This window comes from Haloferula sp. (assembly GCF_049672945.1).
In the GTDB taxonomy this organism is placed as follows: domain Bacteria; phylum Verrucomicrobiota; class Verrucomicrobiia; order Verrucomicrobiales; family Akkermansiaceae; genus Haloferula.
On the sequence record NZ_JBATWY010000092.1, the window covers coordinates 1 to 18,717 of the forward strand.

Below are 18,717 nucleotides of genomic sequence, written 5' to 3' on the forward strand. Positions count from 1 at the left end.
GCGCCTTGCGATCTCTGCGACTCCTACATACTCTCCGCGCATTGCGGCGATGGCATATCGCTCCTCCTTGCTGATTTGACTGTAATTCACATGCCCAATCTGTCGCACTTCGGTCTTGAATCCAAGAAGCAGAACAAGCCGGATATGGCGACGACGAATAAGCCGCTTTGGAAAGAGGGTCAGTCAAGGTTTTTAATTTTTTGAAACAGCTCCGGATAAGCTGATTGTTGGAGCTTAGGCTTCCCATTGCTGCAGGCGAAAGGATTGAGCCTATCTGTGTCGTGAGCGCTCAACTGCGCTTGATGATTCCTGCGAGGTGTTGCGTCACGAAGTGACGCATTTTCCCTTGCGTCTCTCGGTGGACTGAAAGTCCACGGCTATCATAAGTCGTTCCAATGGGACGGGAAAATGGTGCAAACGGGAGCCCCAGTCAGGCGCTGCACGTGTTAGGCAAGCTCGGGCCCGGTGAGACAGGCAATTTCGAATGGGCTTTCAGCGGCTAAGGCTTGGACACTTCAGCCATTCTTTCCGCTCCACGAATCCCTTAGTGCCACGGTGCGATTGAAAACCAGCTTTTCACCGACGGCGTGGTCCACGCGATCGGCCACGAAGTATCCGGTGCGCTCAAACTGGAACACGTTTTCAGGCTCGGTCTCCGCCAATGCCGGTTCGACCCAAGCCTCAATTGTCTCGAGCGAATCAGGATTGAGCACCGAAGTGAACCCCGCCTCGACCGCATCCGGGTCCTCAACCGAGAAGAGTCGGTCGTAGAGTCGGACTTCGGCCGCCTTGCCGTGCGTCGCGGAAACCCAATGGATCACCGCCTTACACTTCACCCCTTCCGGTGCATCGCTGCCGATGGTTCCCGGCAGATACTCGCACTGGACTTCAGTGACGTTTCCATCCGCATCTTTCTCAAATCCGGTGCACTTCACAATGTAGCCACCGCGCAGGCGCACGTAGCGTTCGGGCCCGAGACGGAAGAACTTCTTCGGAGGATCCTCCATAAAGTCGTCACGCTCGATCCAAAGCTCCCGCGTCAATGCCACACTTCGATCCCCCATCTCCGGCTTCCCCGGGTGATTCGGCAGCACGATCTCCTCGCTACGACTTTCCTCGTAGTTCGTGATGACGAGTTTGAGCGGATCCAGAACCGCCATGCGCCGCGGCGCCACCTCGTTGAGATGACCTCGCACTTCGTGCTCAAGCAGCGCGATATCCGTCGTCCCCTTGAACTTGGTAATACCCAAACCCTTGCAAAATGACCGGATCGCGGCGGCAGGATAACCCCGCCGCCGCAATCCCGAAAGCGTTGGCATGCGGGGATCATCCCAACCATCGACGTGGCCTTCCTTCACCAGCGTTAGCAGCTTGCGCTTGCTCATCACGGTGTAGTTCAGATTGAGCCGCGAGAACTCGATCTGACGCGGTTTCGCAGGCACCGGGCAGTTTTCGATCACCCACTCGTAGAACGGGCGATGGATCTCGAACTCCAGCGTGCAGAGCGAATGGGTGACGTGCTCCTTGGCATCCTCCAGCGGATGGGCGAAGTCATACATCGGGTAAATGGACCAAGATGTTCCCGTGTTGTGGTGTTTGGCGTGAAGAACCCGATAGATGACCGGATCCCGCATCACCATGTTTGGCGATGCCATATCGATCTTGGCACGCAGCACCGCCTCCCCTTCCTGGAAGCCGCCGGCGCGCATTTTCGCGAAGAGTTCAAGATTCTCTCCAACCGAAGCCGTGCGACTCGGAGACTCGATGCCCGGGGTCTGAAGGTTGCCGCGGTTCTCGCGAATCTGCTCGGGGGTCTGACGATCCACATACGCCAGGCCTTTCTCGATCAGCGCCACCGCTGCCTCGTAGAAGAACTCGAAGTAGTCGCTCGCAAAATAGAGATCATCTCCCCAGTCGAAGCCGAGCCACTTCACATCCTCCTTGATGCTCTCGACGTATTCCACGTCCTCCTTTTCGGGATTGGTATCGTCAAAGCGCAGATGGCACCTGGCACCGCTCGCCGCGTTTTCCTGAGCGATCCCGAAGTTCAGGCAGATCGCTTTTGCATGACCGATATGAAGGTAGCCATTCGGCTCCGGCGGGAAGCGGGTGATGGTGGTCGCATGCTTCCCGCTCGCCAGATCCTCGGCAATGATTTCGCGAATGAAGTCGAGCTTCGGTGATTCGGTTTCGGACATCGTGTTACTTTGAAAGTTCTTCAAGCAGGGCCTGATTCAGGCGGATCCCGGACTCGAAGTTCTCGACCGGGAAGTTCTCGTTGGGAGAATGAATCTGGGCATCGGCGAGAGCGAGCCCCAAGAGCAAGGTATCGGCTCCGAGAATTTCCCGGAGGTCCTCGATGATCGGGATACTGCCACCCTCCCGGATCAGCACGCCGTCTTTACCGAATGCCGTCTTGAGCGCCCGTTGCGCGGCTTTGCCATACGCTCCGTGCGGATCGACATGGTAGGGTTTCCCATCGTGACCAGGGATGACTTCCAGCTCCACGCCCGCCGGGCAGTGCTTTTCAAAGTGGGCCTGCACCTTCTTCATGATGTCGGCTGGATCCTGATCGGGCACCAGACGGAAGGAGAACTTCGCCATCGCTTGTGACGGAATCACCGTCTTTGATCCCTCTCCCTGATAGCCGCCACCGATGCCATTCACCTCGGCCGTGGGCCGGGCCCAGGTCTGCTCGGCCGCCGAGTAGCCCGCCTCTCCGTAGAGCGATTTGCAGCCGGTCACCTTCTTGAAATCGTCATCCGCCACGCCGGGCACCCTGGCCCACATTTCCCGCTCCCAATCCTCAAGCGGTCGAACATCGTCGTAAAATCCCTCGATCAAAATTCTCCCCTCCTCATCATGGAGACTGGCAACGAGTTGGGCGACGGCCGTCGCCGGATTGGCGACCGCGCCGCCGAAAAGCCCGGAGTGAAGGTCCTTGTCCGGACCGCGAACGATTACATCGCAACAAGTGATTCCCCTCAGGCCATAGCCCATCGTCGGCACGCCCGGCGCCACCATCCCGGTGTCCGATACCGCGATCACATCGCAGGCTAGAGATTCACGATTTTCCCGCAGAAAGGCTGCAAGGTTCGGGCTGCCGATTTCTTCCTCACCCTCGAACAGAAAGATCAGATTCACTGGCAGGTCGCCCTTTTCGGCCATGGTCTTGCCGACACCCAACAGATGGGAAAACATTTGCCCCTTGTTGTCCGTCGCGCCCCTTGCCCAGATGCGTCCATCTCTGATTTCTGGCGCGAAGGGGTCACTGGACCAGAGTTCAAGCGGATCCACTGGCTGAACATCGTAGTGCCCGTAGATCAGCACCGTTTTTCTTCCTGGCTGGTGCTGATTCCTCGCCACAACCAGCGGATGGCGGGCGGTTTCATGCAGTTCTGCGGTCAATCCGAGATCCGTCGATTTGGCAACCAACCACTCGGCACAGGCCCTGACGTCGCCGGCATGGCGGGAATCCGTCGAAATACTGGGAAATCTCAGGAATTCGAAAAGCTGCTCCAATTCGGAAGTCATGGCGCATCCATGCCCTCGGCCCACTCCGCGGGCAAGACCAAACCCGCAGACACATTTAGTCCGCCTTTCAGACCTTTCGTTCTTTCACCTCGAAGCCCCCCCGCCTAGAGTGGTTGCAATACGCACACCGGTGACTACTCCAAGCATGCCTTCAGAAAAAACACGACCTCGAATTCTCGTCGTTACCCCCGAGATTACCTACCTCCCGGAGGGCATGGGCAACCTCGCTCAGCGGCTTTCCGCGAAAGCCGGCGGCATGGCTGACGTTTCCGCCTCGCTGGTCAAGGCGCTCTATGATCAGGGGGCCGATGTCCACGTCGCCCTGCCGAACTATCGCAAGATGTTCCACCTCGATGTGGCACACGTCCACGATTACGAGTTTGGCAAGGTCAGCCGGGCGCTTCCCGAACAGCGCATTCATCTGGCCGAGGACCGGGTCTTCTATCACCGCCAGCGGGTCTACAGTGAAAAAGAGAACCACTTGATCTCCCTCGCTTTCCAGCGTGAGGTCATCAATCACATCATCCCCCAGGTCCGCCCGCATCTCATCCACTGCAACGACTGGATGACCGGCCTGATTCCGGCAGTCGCGCGGCGGCACAAGATCAAGTCCCTGTTCACTGTCCACAACATCCACACCGAGCGCATGACGCTCGAAACCATCGAGGACCGAGGCATCGATGCTGCTGATTTCTGGAATTACCTCTACTATCAGAAAGCTCCCCACAACTACGAAGAGTCCCGTAATTCAAACCCCGTCGATCTTCTCGCCACCGGCATCATGGCGGCGGACCATGTCAACTCGGTAAGCCCGACCTTCCTCTCGGAGGTGGTCGACGGAATCCACGAACACATTCCCGGGCACATCCGCCACGAACTGTGGGCGAAGTGCCAGCATGGGGCTGCCAGCGGTATCCTCAACGCCCCTGACTCCGCCTTCAACCCGGTTCGCGACACCTACATCAGTGACCATTTTTCCGTGAACACGGTGATGGCGGGTAAAGCGGCGAACAAAAAACGTCTGCAGGAAACCCTCGGGCTCAAGGTGGATCCGAAGGCTCCATTGCTGTTCTGGCCTTCACGGCTCGACCCCGTTCAGAAGGGTTGTCACCTGGTCACGGAGATCCTTCACCAGATCATCCGCGACTATGAAAAAGACGGCCTGCAGATCGCCGTCATCGCAAGCGGATCTTTCCAGAGACATTTCCACGACATCGTCGCCATGCACGGGCTCCACGATCGTGTTGCCGTTCGGGACTTCAGCGAAGACCTCTCCCACCTCGGTTATGCCGCCTGTGACTTCGTGCTGATGCCTTCCTCTTTCGAGCCCTGCGGTCTCCCCCAAATGATCGCTCCCAAATACGGTTCCATGACCATCGCCCACGATACCGGTGGTCTTCACGATACGATTGAAAATCTCGACATCGAGGCCGAACAGGGCAATGGCTTCCTCTTCAATGTCTTTGATTCCGGCGGACTCCTCTGGGCCATCAACAAGGCGATCGAATTCCACCGCCTTCCGGATGACGTTCGGGAAGTACACCTGCAACGCATCATGCGCGATGCCAAGATTCGCTTCAATCACATGACGACTGCAGCCGAATACATTCGCCGTTACGAAAGCATTCTCGGTCAGTCGATCAGCGAACCGATCGCCACAACTGCCTGATGCCCTGCTGGCGGCCCCTTTGACCTGAAAAGGTCAGCGAGAAAGCCCTTTAATGCGTTGAGAATCCTGCTATGGTTGGAATGCCAAATTCCGAACCATGCCCGCTTCCAGCAATCCAGATTCCTTATGCGGATCAAATGGTGGAGACGAGATCCTTTCTTCACTGAATCCATCAAAGGGCTTCGCCTTCTCCCCGCGTCCCGGGGGGGCTACCATTCTTTGCCGTCTTGCCTGGGATCGAATCGCCGACGTCCTCAAGCTCTCACCCCGGGAACTTCAGGTCGTGCAAGGGATCTTTGACGATAAGACCGAGTTGGCGATTGCGTCATCGCTTGGCCTTTCGACAAGCACGGTCCACACATACACTGAACGCATCTACCACAAGCTTGATGTCAGGGACCGGGTGCAACTGGTGATTTGTGTCGTTCGGAGCTTTCTCGATCTTTGCGTTTCGGATTCAGATGCTCTGCCACCGATCTGCCACCGGGCAAGTAGCGGTCAGTGCCCATGGTATCACTGAATTCCTGCTGAATCCCCCATCCGGCGCAAAGCGTCTTTCAAGACAAAGGAAGCTCAGCGAAAACAGAGCCTGCATCAGGCGCTCCATGACGGGCCAAGCCCCGACGCCGATTACGAACCTGACCGGTCCTCGACCAACCCAAGACGGTCACGCGGATGCGGCACTGAGCTAAGGCTCCCTCTCCCGCTCCTCCTTGATCGTCACGAGGACGTCGAAGAGGGCGAACAGCAGCACAAAGAGACACAGGAGCCCGCAAGCGCCCCAGTAGAGTCCGAATCGGAGAATGGATTCCTTCAACCACTCTTCGATGCCCCACAGACCCAAGGCCAGCATTCCGAGCATGCCGAAAGCAAAGGTCCCAAGCACGCTGCGGCGATGGCCCCGGTCACGAAGAACCGCTTCCGCCATCCCCTTGTTGACCGCCCACTGACTGCCTTGCTTGCGACTCATCGAAGCAAAGCTAGACGACTGATTGAAACTGCCAAGAGATCAGTTGAGGATATCCGGAGCCCGCCATTGAGCTCAGTCTTCCAGATCGGTCAGGTAGCGTTCGGCCTCAAGCGCGGCCGCACATCCCTGCCCTGCGGCGGTAATCGCCTGCCGATAATAGTGATCCGCAACGTCGCCCGCAGCGAACAAGCCGACGGTCTTCGTCGCGGTGCGGCCCGGGGTCTGCAAAATGTAGCCGTTTTCGTCCTTATCCACGAGATCTTCGAGGAACGCGCTATTCGGCACGTGGCCGATCGCGACGAAGACACAGGCCACCTCGAGCTCGCTCTCGCTGCCATCCACGGTGTCCTTCAGTTTCACCGCACGCATTTCACCGGCATCATCCGTTAGATACTCGGTTACCGTACTATTCCAGACCGGCTCGATTTTCTCGTTCGCCAAGGCGCGATCCGCCATGATTTTCGAAGCGCGAAGCTCATCCCGGCGATGAATGAGATAAACCTTACTGGCAAAGCGGGTGAGGAAGCTGGCTTCTTCACAGGCACTGTCGCCACCTCCGATCACACAGACCGGAACATCACGATAGAACGCACCATCACAGGTCGCGCATGAAGTCAGACCGTGCCCAATCAATTTTTCCTCCCCCTCGATGCCCATGTGACGGGGTGCCGCACCGGTCGAAACAATGACCGTCCTGGCCTCGAGCGTCTTGTCCGCAACCTTCACTTCGAAGTGGCCCGCTGGCATCTTGGTCACGCTCTCCACCTGGGAGAACTCGATTCTGGCACCGAACTTCTCCGCCTGCTTCTGCATGTTCATCATCAGCTCGGGGCCCATGATGCCTTCCGGAAATCCGGGGAAATTCTCCACTTCGGTGGTGGTCGTCAACTGGCCGCCCGGCTGAGTGCCGGTCAGCATGAGGGGCTCCAAATTCGCGCGCGCGGTGTAGATGGCGGCCGTGTATCCGGCACAACCGGTTCCGATGATGATGACGTTTTCCATGTTCCTGTAAGTCGAGACGGATGGGAGTATTCCGGGTGAATGCGGTTTTGGTCAACCGTCGGTCTCACTCAATTCCCCGAGCCCGCTTCTCGGCGGCGATCCAGTCCTGATCTTCCGGCGAGAGATTCCTTTCCTTGGTCCGCGCGCGGGTTCCATCAGGCTCGACGATGATCAGCTCGCCATCCCGATAAGCCACGAGTTTCGCGAAAATCTTCCGACCACGAGGGTCCTTCCACGTCCGATAGCCCTTTTTCTCCATCTTCTGTTTCCATTTCTCGTGCTTGTCCGCGGCGACTTTGGCGGATTGTCGGAGCTGCCCCCATTTGAAATTCGCCTGGCCGCGCACAAAGCCTTTTTCCTTCAGGATGACTTCCTCCGCCGGGGTCAGCACGATCAGCATCGGATTGCCCAAGACCTTGAAGCGTTTCCTCAGATTGTTGACATAGTCCTTGCGGCGCGACTCCTCGTCGTTGGTCTCACCGGAGACCCGGACGTCGACCCGGAGCCGGACAAAGGTCTCGCTGGCCCAATCATCAAACTCGGGATCATTGAAGAGTTCCTCGCTCAACATCTTGCAATTCACGCTGTTCTGGGAATCGGTGAACCAGATGAGGACGGGCTTGTCTTCCCGCCTCGCCCGCTTGAACACCGTGGTATAGCTCTGACTCCAGGGTCCCTCCTGAGGGCCTTCCGCCAGTAGCGCACCCAGCTCGGTCGGGAGGCTCTCGGGGTCTTCCGCATCCGGATCGGTGTAAACAATTTCATTGGGATCGAGGACCACTCCGGGATTGTTCTTCATCTCGTCCGAAATGCCTCCGGGAGCAAGGGGCGTCCCCCCCTGTCCGCCACCTCCCCGCAATGCGGGCGGGATGCCGGATGGCCCGAAGGGTTTGTCACCCGCATCAAACGGGTCCTCGGAACTACCGCAGGAAACGATGATGAGGACCGGCCAGAGCCACGAAAGTCGGCGTAACATGAAAAAACCCTAATCTGCCGGGAATCGAGATGCAATCAGGACCCAGTTTGCCTTGCGAGATAGGGATTCGCCGCCAAACTCCCGCCACTTTCGTTCCGGAGCCTTTAATGAACACCCGCCTGATCATCCTCCTCGCCCTGTTGTTCGCCATTTTTGCCCCCTCTGCCTTCGCCGCCGGCGGAGGAGGACACGGAATCGACACTCCAGAGTTTGTCCAGCAGATGGACAAATTCCCCGCCCAGGAAAAGGCCGCTGGCATCGATGGAATCATGGCCAAGGTCAAGTTCCGCGCTTCCGAGGCGCCTTTCCTCGCGGTCTCCACGCTCATCTTCGTCTGCGCCATCATCCACACCTTCTTTGCCGTCCCGCTGACCAAGATGGCCCACCGCGTTCAGCACGAACACGATGCCTCCATCCGCCGCGCCATGGAAAAGCAGGGCCTGCCCGCCCACGCCTCGGACATGGTCAGTTTCAAAGCGACGATGCTCCATTTCCTCGGCGAGGTCGAAGCGATCTTCGGCATCTGGGTCATCGGACTGCTGGCGGCCATGTTCTATTTCTACGACGTCCAGGCGGTCGAATCCTACATGAGCAGCGTGAACTTCACCGAGCCCATGTTCGTGGTCGTCATCATGGCCCTCGCCTCGACCCGCCCGGTCCTGAATTTCGCGGAAGACTGCCTCAGCTTTTTCGCCAAGTTCGGGAAACACACGCCATCGGCCTGGTGGCTCTCGATCCTGATCGTTGCTCCGATCCTCGGTTCCTTCATCACCGAGCCGGGTGCGATGACCATCGCCGCGATGCTTCTGGCGAAGAAGTTCTACCGGCTCAAGCCGAGCCCGAAGTTCGCCTACGCCACCCTTGGTTTGCTCTTCGTCAATATCTCGGTCGGCGGCGTTCTCACCAACTTCGCCGCACCACCCGTGCTGATGGTCGCCGGCCCTGACAAGTGGGATCTCAGCACCGCGGAGATGTTCCTGCACTTCGGCGAAAAGGCGATACTTGGCATCCTGACTTCCACCGCCGTCTACTTCTTCATCTTCCGCAAGGAGCTCGGAGACATGAGCAAGAAGCTCGCGGACACGGATGGTGACGGCACCGGCGACCTCGGTCAAGGGCATGGTCCCGTCCCGCTCTGGATCACGGTCGTCCACCTGCTGTTCATGGCCTTCACGGTCTACTTCGCGCACTTTCCCCAGATCTTCATCCTCGGGTTCCTCTTCTTCCTCGCCTTCCGGATGGCGACTGCCCACCACCAGCATGCGGTCAACCTCAAGGGGCCGGTGCTTGTCGGATTCTTCCTCGCCGGGCTCGTCATTCACGGCGGTCTCCAAGGATGGTGGCTCGCTCCCATCATCAGCTCGCTTGAGCAGTTACCCCTCTTCATTGGGTCAATCCTGTTGACCTCCTTCAATGACAACGCTGCGATTACTTTCCTCGCCAGCCAAGTCGATGGCCTGCCTGCCGACCTGAAATACGCCGTCCTCGCCGGCGCCGTTACCGGTGGTGGCTTGACCGTCATCGCCAATGCCCCGAACCCCGCTGGTCAGGCCCTGCTCGGTAAATTCTTCGGCGACGGCGTTTCGCCAGGGAAGCTCTTGGGAGGTGCCATCGTCCCCACCCTCATCGTCGCCCTTTACATGTATCTGATGCCAGACGACGGCATCGATGAAATGTTCAGCAAGGACCTCTCCCCAGATAAAGTCGAATCCATCGAGGGCCCCGTTGCCCCGGGTACCATCATCGAAGAATCAACCGGGCATTAAGGCTCTCATGTTTACCGGACTCGTTGAATCCACTGGTCAAGTTATCGCGCTCGAAGAACGAGGCGATCAGGCTCGACTGACCCTTGAAATCCCATTCGCCAATGAATTGGAAAGTGGGGAATCGGTCGCGATCAATGGTTGCTGCCTGACCGTGGCCGAGCTTGTCGACGCAAGAGTCTCCTTCGATGTGCTGACCCAGACACTCAGCGTCACCTCCTTGGGCGATCTCAAGCCGGGAGACCTTGTGAATCTCGAACGCGCACTGCGCGCCGGTGACCGGCTTGGAGGTCATTTTGTTCAAGGTCACATCGATGATACCGGAGTGATCGAAAAGCTTGAGCCTCATGGACAGGACCACCTGCTTGAGATTCGTCTTCCAGAAGAAATTGCCGCACTCTCCATCGACAAGGGATCACTCGCGATCGACGGCATCTCCCTGACCATCGCCGAATTGGAAGACACACTCGCTCGCTTCTGGATCATTCCCCACACCATCGCCCGCACCAATCTCTGCACGCGATCGTCCGGCCAACGGGTCAATCTTGAGGCAGACGTGCTCGCGAAACACGTTGCCAAGCTGCTACGCCGCTGAATCAGGGCGGCGCGAGCAAGGTGAACGGCCACCATGGCAGATTCCGAAGCACGAAAAAGACGAGACTCAGCACAGCGATCGTAATGAGTGCTCCCCTGCTGGCCGACATCTTCCAGCGTGGCGGAATTCCCCGGACCCAGTAGTAGGCCCGGACCAGAAGCACCAGGATGAGGAGTGGGATCACGATGATGCCCACCGGGTTGTATCGGAGCGCCTCGAAAAACCTGCCTTCAAGCACGGCATGGCTTGCCCGGGTCATCCCACACCCCGGACAATGCCATCCCGTGAGCGTATGAAACAAGCAGCCAAAAGGCATCGCCTCCGGTCCAAAAGCATTCAACCAAAAGGCCACGCCCGCCATCAGCGCAAGCACACCCAGCACCACGGACAAGCGACCGACATGCATTGCTGGGATTCTATTCCGAGGTGCTTGATCCATTTCCTCCATCGACTTCTGAAAACAACCAAGAGACATCACCAGCTCACTGGATCCATCCCATAAAATTCCACGAGCATCCCGTAAACTTCTGGCTCTTCCCTCTTCATGGCCACCGGCTTTTCAAAAAAGGTCTCGGTGGCCACTGCAAAAAACTCAGCGGGGTTGGTGGCTCCATAGTCATCGAGTACACTCCTCTTGCCAGCATTGACGCGCTCGCAGAAGGCTTCGTAAGCCGGCGCAAAGGCCCGCGACCACTGCCCGTAATCCTCCCCATCATCCAAACTCGGCACCCCGTCCGCCGCGCCATCCTCCTGATCGAGTTGATGCGCAAACTCGTGGAGCACGACATTGTGACCATCCCGCGTATCACGCCCACCTCTTAGAACACTGGACCAACCCAACACCACACTTCCGGTTCCCCAGCTCTCGCCCAATCGAACATCGGAATCATCCTCCTCATCTCCAGCCCGGTAGGCTCCGGGATAAATCAGCACCGACTTCAAGCGCTCATAGTAGTCCTGGGGCCGATGAGCGATCAGCAAGCAGGCCTGGCCCGCGATCACCAGCCTCATCTCATCGCTCACGAATTCAAGATCACCACAGGCTTCGAAGAATTTCTCATCGATGAAGACGTGAATCCATCCTTCCACCAAAGCCCGGGTTTCATCCGGAAGGCTTGCCCAGAGGGGAAAGGCTTCCTCCAACATCCGGCGCTCGGATTCGCCGAGTCGCATCGAACGCAGCCGCATTCGACGCTGTCGTTTCTTCGAGCTGTGCCACCAGCCGATCCCAAGGACCAGCACCACCCCGCCCAGAAATATCCAAAGCCCCATCATTTCCTCCCATGAGTCTTCCAACCAACGAGAATGAGCACCATTAGCCCTAACAGCAGCCCACTGAAGAAAATCCCCCAGAACCAGTGCCTCACCACATCCGGAATATCGACATTCATTCCAAGCAGCGCGCCGATTCCCACCAAAGGAAGAAAGAAGCCCGCCATCAGATTGAGCCTGAAGGCGATGGTGTTCAGCCGCTCCGTTGCTTCCTGCTGCTCTTCCGCCCGTTCCGCCTGCTGAAAGTCCAGCACCAGTTTTGCATCGTGAAAAAGCAGTTCCGCCGCCCGCTCCAGCTCCTTTCCTCGATCCCTCAAACCTCTGAGCTCCCGGTTTTCCTCGTCGTGGCCCAAGGCCTGTTCCAGAGCCGTCAACAAGTTCCGGGTCGACCGCGCCAGCGGGCCGGAGTGCCGCGCAACCTTGAAGACCGACTCCGCACCTGTCGGTTCGTCGATCACCGCCTCATACTCATCGACCTGCCGCTGGTAGCGATCCAGCAAGGCCGAAAGTTGACCGAGCCCTTTGCCCGAGTCCGGTCCGAACCATCCACCTCCAGGTGTTTTCCAAAAGACCAGAGCCTCACGCTCCGGCACCCCGGAAACCGGCACCTCGTGAACGATCAGCAGCAGTTCGTCATGACCTACGAGACATCGCTGGCTCCCTGCCCGGGTGCTGAGCTGGTCACGCAACTCCGGCTCCACATCGAAGCCCTTTGGCAAGAAGCAGTGTTCACGAGTGTTGCTCACGCCTCCTACTCAAGCGTGGTCACCTCCATCCCGAAAGCAGGAATTCCTCCTCCTTCACCGGCGATTCCACTCCACCAACTCCTCGTAGCCCACCCCAGAACCTCCAAACAGATCCAGCGCCGATCCGACGGTCACGTCCACCCGACCCTCGCTCAAGCTCTCCACCAGACGAACATCATCCATCGATGCCGCGCCACCCGCATAGGTGACCGGCCGCTTTCCCCAGCTCCCGAGCATCTCCACCAGGTCCTGATCGATCCCCCGACAAAGCCCTTCGACGTCCGCTGCATGGATCAGAAATTCCGAACAATAAGGCGCGAGTCGGTCGAGCGTCTCAACCGTCAACTCAAGGTCAGTGAGCGTCTGCCAGCGATTCGTCGCCACGGTCCAAGCGGACTCCGTTCGGCGGGATGACAGATCAATGACCAGGTGGTCCGCGCCAATCAGACTCGAAAGCTCTTTTACTCTGTTCTCGTCAAATTCATTGCAATCATTGAATAACCAGGAGGTTACAATAACCTGGGATGCTCCAAGACCCAACCAATACTGGGCGTTCTCAAGGTTGATGCTCCCACCGATTTGGAGACCGCCCGGCCAAGCCGTTAGAGCCTCCTTGGCGGCTTCATCATTTCCCGGCCCGAGCTTGATCACATGTGCTCCCGTCAGACCATCCCTCCGGAACTTTGAGGCAAACCACGCCGGACTCTTTTCAGAAACGAAGTTCTCCTTGGGACCAGGTCCATCGTCACGGAGCGTCCCGCCAACAATCTGCTTCACCTTGCCGGAGTGGAGATCGATGCACGGTCGGAACTTCGTCATGATGATTTGGCGACTCTGCTCCCGCTCCCTTTCCTACCAAGATCAAACCGGCGAATCGCCGCCCACCCATTACATCTCCAACATCAACCGCGTCGGATTTTCAATGCAATCCTTGATACGAATCAGGAAGGTGACCGCTTCCTTGCCGTCGACGAGTCGGTGGTCATAGCTGAGCGCGAGATACATCATCGGGCGAATCTCGACCTTACCGTCGACGGCGACCGGACGCTTCTGAATGGTGTGCATTCCCAGAATACCGCTTTGCGGGGGATTCAGGATCGGAGTGCTCAGCAAGGAGCCGTAGGTGCCGCCATTGGAGATGGTAAAGACGCCGCCCTGCAGGTCCTCGATCTGCATCTTGCCGTCTCGCGCTTTCTCGGCGTAACCGATGATGTCCTTCTCGATCTCGGCGAATCCCTTGTCGTCGCAATCGCGCAGCACCGGAACCACCAAGCCCTTCTCGGTGCCAATCGCCACACCGATATCGTGGAAATGATTCTCGATGATTTCGTTGCCATCGATCTGGGCATTGACTGCCGGCACATCCTTCAAGGCTTGCACGACTGCCTTCACGAAGAAGGACATGAAGCCCAATTTCACGCCGTGCTTCTTGATGAATTCCTCCTGCACCTCCTTACGCAGATTCATCACCGCCGACATGTCGGCTTCGTTGAAAGTGGTGAGAATGGCAGCCGTCTGCTGAGCGTTCACGAGATGCGTGGCGATCTTGCGACGCAGCATGCTCATCTTCCGCCGTGAAGTACGACCCTCCTTGACCGGAGTGACATCGACCTTTTCCTTCGGCAGTTGAAGCACTCCAAAATCGGGCTTCGGTTTCTCCGGGCTAGCCCCCTTCTGAGCCGCAGGAGCTTCCTTGGCAGCAGGAGCGTCCTTGGCAGCAGGAGCGGGATCAGCAGTCTTCTCGGCAGCTGGGGCCGTTGCAGCCCCCACCGTAATCCGGGCAATCACCGTTCCAATCGAAACTTCCTCACCCTCGGGGACGAGGATCTTGATGACACCGGACGCGTCAGCCTCGAGCTCCGTAGAGACCTTGTCGGTCTCCAGCGTGACCAGCGGGTCTCCCTTGGAAACCGAATCACCATCCTTCTTTTGCCAAGCCGCAACGTTCGCACTGGTGATTGACTCCCCCGCGGCTGGCACCTTGACATCGACAACTGTTCCTGCCGCGGAAGCTTCCTTCGCTGCGGGCTCAGTTTTCTCGGCTTCGGCTTTTGGATCTGACGGGCTCGAATCCGCTTCCGCAGGAGCTCCCTTACTTTCCTCGATCTCACCGATCACCGTTCCAATGGCAACCTCTTCGCCCTCGGAGACCAGCACCTTCAGCACTCCCCCAACCTCCGCCACGAGTTCGTTGGAAACCTTGTCAGTCTCCAAAGTGACCAGCACATCACCTTTGGCGACGTCCTCACCATCTGCTTTGTGCCATTGGGCGACGTTTGCGCTGGTGATCGACTCACCTGCTGAAGGGACTTTGACTTTCGTGGGCATGGAAACTGAATTCAAAAAAGGAAAGGTCAGGCGGAGAAGGCACTTTCGATGAGCGCCGTCTGCTCGCGGTAATGCATGGCTTTCGAACCGGCGGCAGGACTTGATGCGCGATCGCGTCCTGCGTAGCGGACCCGCTGGCCGAGCACCCGCTCAAGCCTTGGGAAAACGTAGGACCAAGCGCCCATGTTGAGCGGCTCCTCCTGACACCACACATATTTGGAAGCAGACGGATACTGGCTGATGATCGCCTCCAGCATCTCATTGTGGAATGGATAAAGCTGTTCGATCCGAATGATCGCCGAATTCTTGATCTCCGCCTTGTCGCGATGCGCGACCAGATCATAGAAGACCTTGCCGGTGCAGAAGATGATACGATTGACGCGGGATGGATCCTCGAAAGTCATCGAATCCGGAAGGATCTCCTGGAAACAGGAACCCTCCAGAAAATCTTCTTCCTGCGACACCGCTTCGGGCCGAGTGAGAAGACTCTTGGGAGTCATCACGATCATCGGCTTGCGGAAGGTCCGCCGCTTCTGTCGGCGCAAGGCATGGAAATACTGAGCCGGCGTGGTGAAGTTCGCGACGATCATGTTCTTCTCCGCACAAAGTTGCAGGAAGCGTTCCAATCGCGCACTGGAATGCTCAGGACCCATGCCTTCATAGCCATGGGGGAGCAAAAGGACGATATCACTCGGTGTCTGCCATTTCGACTCGGCTGAGGAAATGAACTGGTCAATGATCACCTGCGCACCGTTGGAGAAATCACCAAATTGGGCTTCCCACATGGTGAGCATGTTAGGCGCCCCCAGCGAGTAGCCGTAATCGAAGCCAAGAACCGCGAACTCTGAAAGCAGCGAGTTGTAGACGCAGAACTTGGCTTGGCCTTCTCCCAGATTTTGGAGCGGAATGTAGCGCTCGCGCGATTCGGAGTCGTAGAATACCGCGTGCCTCTGGGAAAACGTGCCACGCCGGCAGTCCTGACCGGAAAGCCTGACTTGATTTCCCTCGAGAAGAAGAGCACCCCAAGCCAACGACTCTGCAAAAGCCCAGTCAATCGGCCCGCCCTTCTCCAAGGCTTCGATCCGTCTTGGAACAAAGCGCTTCGCCAAGGTCGGGTGAAGATGAAAGCCCTCTGGAACCGTCGTAAGCACCTTGCCGACCGTCTGAATCATCTCTTTTGAGACACCCGTCGGAACCGGCGCATGAGTATAGGTATCCTGAACAATCGCCGTCGATCCACTGAAGACGGTGCGGTCTCCCGCCGCTTCAATCTCAAGCATCCGCTTGTAACCCTCTTCCAGACGATCCCAGATCTTTTTGTCGAGCGCATCCGCTTCCTCGGAAGACATCACACCCTCGGCGACCAGTTTCTTTTTGTAGATCTGCCCGACCGTATCCCGACCCTGAAGCTGCCGATAAATGTGGGGCTGGGTGAATGCCGCCTGATCGGTCTCGTTGTGTCCCTGGCGGCGGTAACAGTACATGTCGATGACAATGTCCCTGCCAAACTTTTGCCGAAACTCGAGGGCGAACATTCCTGCCCAGTAGAGTTCCATCGGATCCTCACCATTCACGTGCATGATCGGCGCCTCGATCATCTTGGCGACATCCGTTGCATACGCAGATGACCGCGCATCGGCAGGCATCGTCGTGAATCCGATCTGATTGTTCACGATGATGTGAATGGTCCCCCCCGTTCGATACCCAGGGAGCTGTGAAAGGTTGAGCAACTCGGCAATCGAACCCTGACCCGCAAAGGCCGCATCACCATGCATCAGAATCGGCAACACGCGCTTGCGGTCGGTAGTCGCACCGTCGTCACCGATTTGGCGCTGACGAGCACGGGCTCTGCCTTCGACCACAGAATTCACTGCCTCCAAATGGCTTGGATTGGCCGCAAGATTCACCCGCACATCCCCATCCTCCAATTTACGGAACCCTTCGTAGCCGAGGTGATACTTCACATCGCCATCACCAGCAACGAGATCAGGGACGTAGTTTGGCGTGAACTCGAAGAGAATCGTCGGCAGGGATTTTGCGAGAAAGTTGGCCAGCACGTTGAGCCTGCCGCGATGGGACATTCCCATTTCAATTTCGAGAACGTTCTCGCGAGGACAGGCATTGAGGATCGAATTGAGCACCACCATGGCCCCCTCACCGCCCTCCAGAGAAAAGCGTTTCTCTCCCAGAAACTTCTTACCGATAAAGCTTTCGAAGGCCTCGGCCTCCAGCAACCAGGCGAGCGACTTGAGTTGGCGATTCGGCGGGTCAACCTCGCGCAGGGTATGGCGTTCGATGCGTTCACGAACCCAGTGGCGGACCGTCGTGTTGTGAATGTGCATGAACTCGAAGCCGATCTTCCCCGAGTAGGTCGCAGCCAGCGCCGCCACCATGTCCCGCAACTTCATTTTGGCCCCATCGCGGAAGAATGGGTTCGACGCCTCCCGATCGAGATCGGCTTCGGTAAATCCGAACTGTTTCAACGCGAGTCTCGGATTGTTCTCTGGCTCCCCGATCGGATTGATGTCGGCCTGCGTGTGACCAAGGGTCCGGTAGTTGTATACAAGACTCACCACCTTGCCATAAAAGGCCAAATCACCCCCTGCCGCTTGCGGAGTGTCAGACGCTTGCGGAGCTGCGCCAGCGCGGGCCTTCGGTTGGGCCGCCCCAAGCTCAAAGCCCTCAAAAAAGGCACTCCAATTGCCTTCAACGGATGAAGGGTCCTCACTCCATTGAGCGTATTTTTCCTCCAGAATGTCCGCGTTCAGGCGAGCGGAAACCGACGATTTCATGAGCGATAAATTCGAATATCACGACGAAGGAGCAGGAATTTCCCGCTTGGCCTCCGGCGCGCAGCGCTTAGGTAAGAGCAGCGCTGCGAGGCGTCAATCGCACAAGCACCCTTTTTGCCGGAAAACTACTCAATCCCATGATCGAAGTTCGAAACCTCACCAAGCGATTTCCACGCCACACCGCCGTCCGCGATCTTAGTTTCAGCGTCAGCAAGGGTGAGATTGTCGGCTTTCTCGGCCCCAATGGTGCCGGAAAGACCACCACCCTGAGGATGTTGACGGGCTACCTGCCTCCATCATCCGGAAGTGTCCAAATCGGGGAATTCGACGTGTTCCGTGATTCCCTCGGGGCTCGTCGCAAGATTGGCTACATGCCCGAAAACGTCCCGCTTTACGACGACATGCGGGTTCGCGAGTATCTCAAGTTTCGAGCACGCCTGAAAGGGCTCTCCAATCGTGACGCCCGCCGCCGTGTCAACGAAGTCATCGACACCTGCGGGCTGGAAAGTGTCCGCCGAAAAATGATCAAGGTCCTCTCCAAGGGATATCGCCAGCGGGTGGGACTGGCCGATGCACTGGTGCACTCTCCCGACCTTCTGATCCTCGACGAACCGACCAATGGCCTGGATCCCAATCAGATCCGCCAAATTCGGGAACTCATCACCAAACTTGGCGAGAATCACACCATCCTCCTTTCCACCCACATCCTCAGCGAAGTCGAGATGACCTGCAATCGGGTGATCATCATCGACAACGGCGAAATCAAGGCCGAAGACACGCCTGAGGCCCTCGTCAGCGGCATGCGTACCGCTGGCAAAGTCGTTGCCGAAATCACCGGCGACCCCGAGGTGATCAGTGGTGCCCTAACGCGACTGGATCACGTCAAACGCGTCACCCACGAGCCACTGACCGAAGGACGACACCAGTATGATATTCTTGTTGAATCAGGAACCGACGCCCGTGAGCGCATCCATGAGCTGGTTGCTCAGCACGGCTGGCCGATGCGCAGCCTGTACCGTCGCGATGCCACGCTGGAGGACGTCTTCGTCGAACTGACCCGCAGAGACTGA

General features: G+C 57.7%; 17 protein-coding genes. 6 read left to right on the top strand and 11 right to left on the bottom strand.

Going from position 1 to position 18,717, the window contains the following annotated elements:
• A partial coding sequence (locus WBG04_RS07980) for a hypothetical protein (protein WP_424313878.1) occupies nt 1–204 on the top strand: 204 nt, incomplete at its 5' end.
• A 311-nt stretch (nt 205–515) separates the two neighbouring features.
• Here the strand turns inward: WBG04_RS07980 and WBG04_RS07985 are convergent.
• Both WBG04_RS07985 and WBG04_RS07990 read right to left on the bottom strand, forming a co-directional pair.
• Nucleotides 516–2,198, bottom strand: a complete 1,683-nt coding sequence (locus tag WBG04_RS07985) for a glutamine--tRNA ligase/YqeY domain fusion protein (protein WP_424313879.1) — start codon at nt 2,196–2,198, stop codon at nt 516–518.
• Between the two features lie 4 nt (nt 2,199–2,202).
• Nucleotides 2,203–3,534: a dipeptidase gene (locus tag WBG04_RS07990; RefSeq protein ID WP_424313880.1), complete on the bottom strand. Its 1,332-nt coding sequence runs from the start codon at nt 3,532–3,534 to the stop codon at nt 2,203–2,205.
• 145 nt (nt 3,535–3,679) lie between these two features.
• Here WBG04_RS07990 and WBG04_RS07995 point away from each other — a divergent pair, with 145 nt between their 5' ends.
• Both WBG04_RS07995 and WBG04_RS08000 read left to right on the top strand, forming a co-directional pair.
• Nucleotides 3,680–5,203, top strand: coding sequence for a glycogen synthase (locus WBG04_RS07995; protein ID WP_424313881.1), 1,524 nt, complete (start codon nt 3,680–3,682; stop codon nt 5,201–5,203).
• A gap of 97 nt (nt 5,204–5,300) precedes the next feature.
• Nucleotides 5,301–5,723 carry a response regulator transcription factor gene (locus WBG04_RS08000; protein ID WP_424313882.1) on the top strand — a complete coding sequence of 141 codons (423 nt, stop codon included), beginning with the start codon at nt 5,301–5,303 and terminating at the stop codon, nt 5,721–5,723.
• Nucleotides 5,724–5,891: 168 nt separating this feature from the next.
• Here WBG04_RS08000 and WBG04_RS08005 read toward each other — a convergent pair whose 3' ends face one another.
• From WBG04_RS08005 to WBG04_RS08015, 3 genes are all read right to left on the bottom strand, one after another.
• A complete protein-coding gene (locus WBG04_RS08005) occupies nt 5,892–6,173 on the bottom strand; it encodes a hypothetical protein (protein WP_424313883.1) in 282 nt (93 codons plus the stop codon).
• Nucleotides 6,174–6,245: 72 nt separating this feature from the next.
• Complete coding sequence (gene trxB, locus WBG04_RS08010) at nt 6,246–7,175, bottom strand: thioredoxin-disulfide reductase (protein WP_424313884.1); 930 nt, start codon at nt 7,173–7,175, stop codon at nt 6,246–6,248.
• Nucleotides 7,176–7,239: 64 nt separating this feature from the next.
• Nucleotides 7,240–8,151: a thioredoxin family protein gene (locus tag WBG04_RS08015; RefSeq protein ID WP_424313885.1), complete on the bottom strand. Its 912-nt coding sequence runs from the start codon at nt 8,149–8,151 to the stop codon at nt 7,240–7,242.
• Between the two features lie 107 nt (nt 8,152–8,258).
• On the opposite strand from WBG04_RS08015, the gene WBG04_RS08020 reads away from it, so the two are divergent.
• Nucleotides 8,259–9,917: a putative Na+/H+ antiporter gene (locus tag WBG04_RS08020; RefSeq protein ID WP_424313886.1), complete on the top strand. Its 1,659-nt coding sequence runs from the start codon at nt 8,259–8,261 to the stop codon at nt 9,915–9,917.
• Between the two features lie 7 nt (nt 9,918–9,924).
• Nucleotides 9,925–10,509, top strand: a complete 585-nt coding sequence (locus WBG04_RS08025; protein WP_424313887.1) for a riboflavin synthase — start codon at nt 9,925–9,927, stop codon at nt 10,507–10,509.
• 1 nt (nt 10,510) lies between these two features.
• Here WBG04_RS08025 and WBG04_RS08030 read toward each other — a convergent pair whose 3' ends face one another.
• The 6 genes from WBG04_RS08030 to WBG04_RS08055 form a co-directional block, all read right to left on the bottom strand.
• Nucleotides 10,511–10,915, bottom strand: a complete 405-nt coding sequence (locus tag WBG04_RS08030; RefSeq protein ID WP_424313888.1) for a DUF2752 domain-containing protein — start codon at nt 10,913–10,915, stop codon at nt 10,511–10,513.
• 68 nt (nt 10,916–10,983) lie between these two features.
• Nucleotides 10,984–11,805: a zinc-dependent peptidase gene (locus tag WBG04_RS08035; protein ID WP_424313889.1), complete on the bottom strand. Its 822-nt coding sequence runs from the start codon at nt 11,803–11,805 to the stop codon at nt 10,984–10,986.
• Nucleotides 11,781–12,527 carry a CorA family divalent cation transporter gene (locus WBG04_RS08040; RefSeq protein WP_424313890.1) on the bottom strand — a complete coding sequence of 249 codons (747 nt, stop codon included), beginning with the start codon at nt 12,525–12,527 and terminating at the stop codon, nt 11,781–11,783. Before WBG04_RS08040 ends, WBG04_RS08035 begins: the two co-directional genes overlap by 25 nt.
• 54 nt (nt 12,528–12,581) lie before the next feature.
• Complete coding sequence (gene hisA / locus WBG04_RS08045; protein ID WP_424313891.1) at nt 12,582–13,346, bottom strand: phosphoribosylformimino-5-aminoimidazole carboxamide ribotide isomerase; 765 nt, start codon at nt 13,344–13,346, stop codon at nt 12,582–12,584.
• A gap of 69 nt (nt 13,347–13,415) precedes the next feature.
• Nucleotides 13,416–14,855 carry a dihydrolipoyllysine-residue succinyltransferase gene (gene sucB / locus WBG04_RS08050; protein WP_424313892.1) on the bottom strand — a complete coding sequence of 480 codons (1,440 nt, stop codon included), beginning with the start codon at nt 14,853–14,855 and terminating at the stop codon, nt 13,416–13,418.
• Nucleotides 14,856–14,881: 26 nt separating this feature from the next.
• Nucleotides 14,882–17,647 carry a 2-oxoglutarate dehydrogenase E1 component gene (locus WBG04_RS08055; protein WP_424313893.1) on the bottom strand — a complete coding sequence of 922 codons (2,766 nt, stop codon included), beginning with the start codon at nt 17,645–17,647 and terminating at the stop codon, nt 14,882–14,884.
• 137 nt (nt 17,648–17,784) lie between these two features.
• On the opposite strand from WBG04_RS08055, the gene WBG04_RS08060 reads away from it, so the two are divergent.
• Nucleotides 17,785–18,717: an ABC transporter ATP-binding protein gene (locus WBG04_RS08060; RefSeq protein ID WP_424313894.1), complete on the top strand. Its 933-nt coding sequence runs from the start codon at nt 17,785–17,787 to the stop codon at nt 18,715–18,717.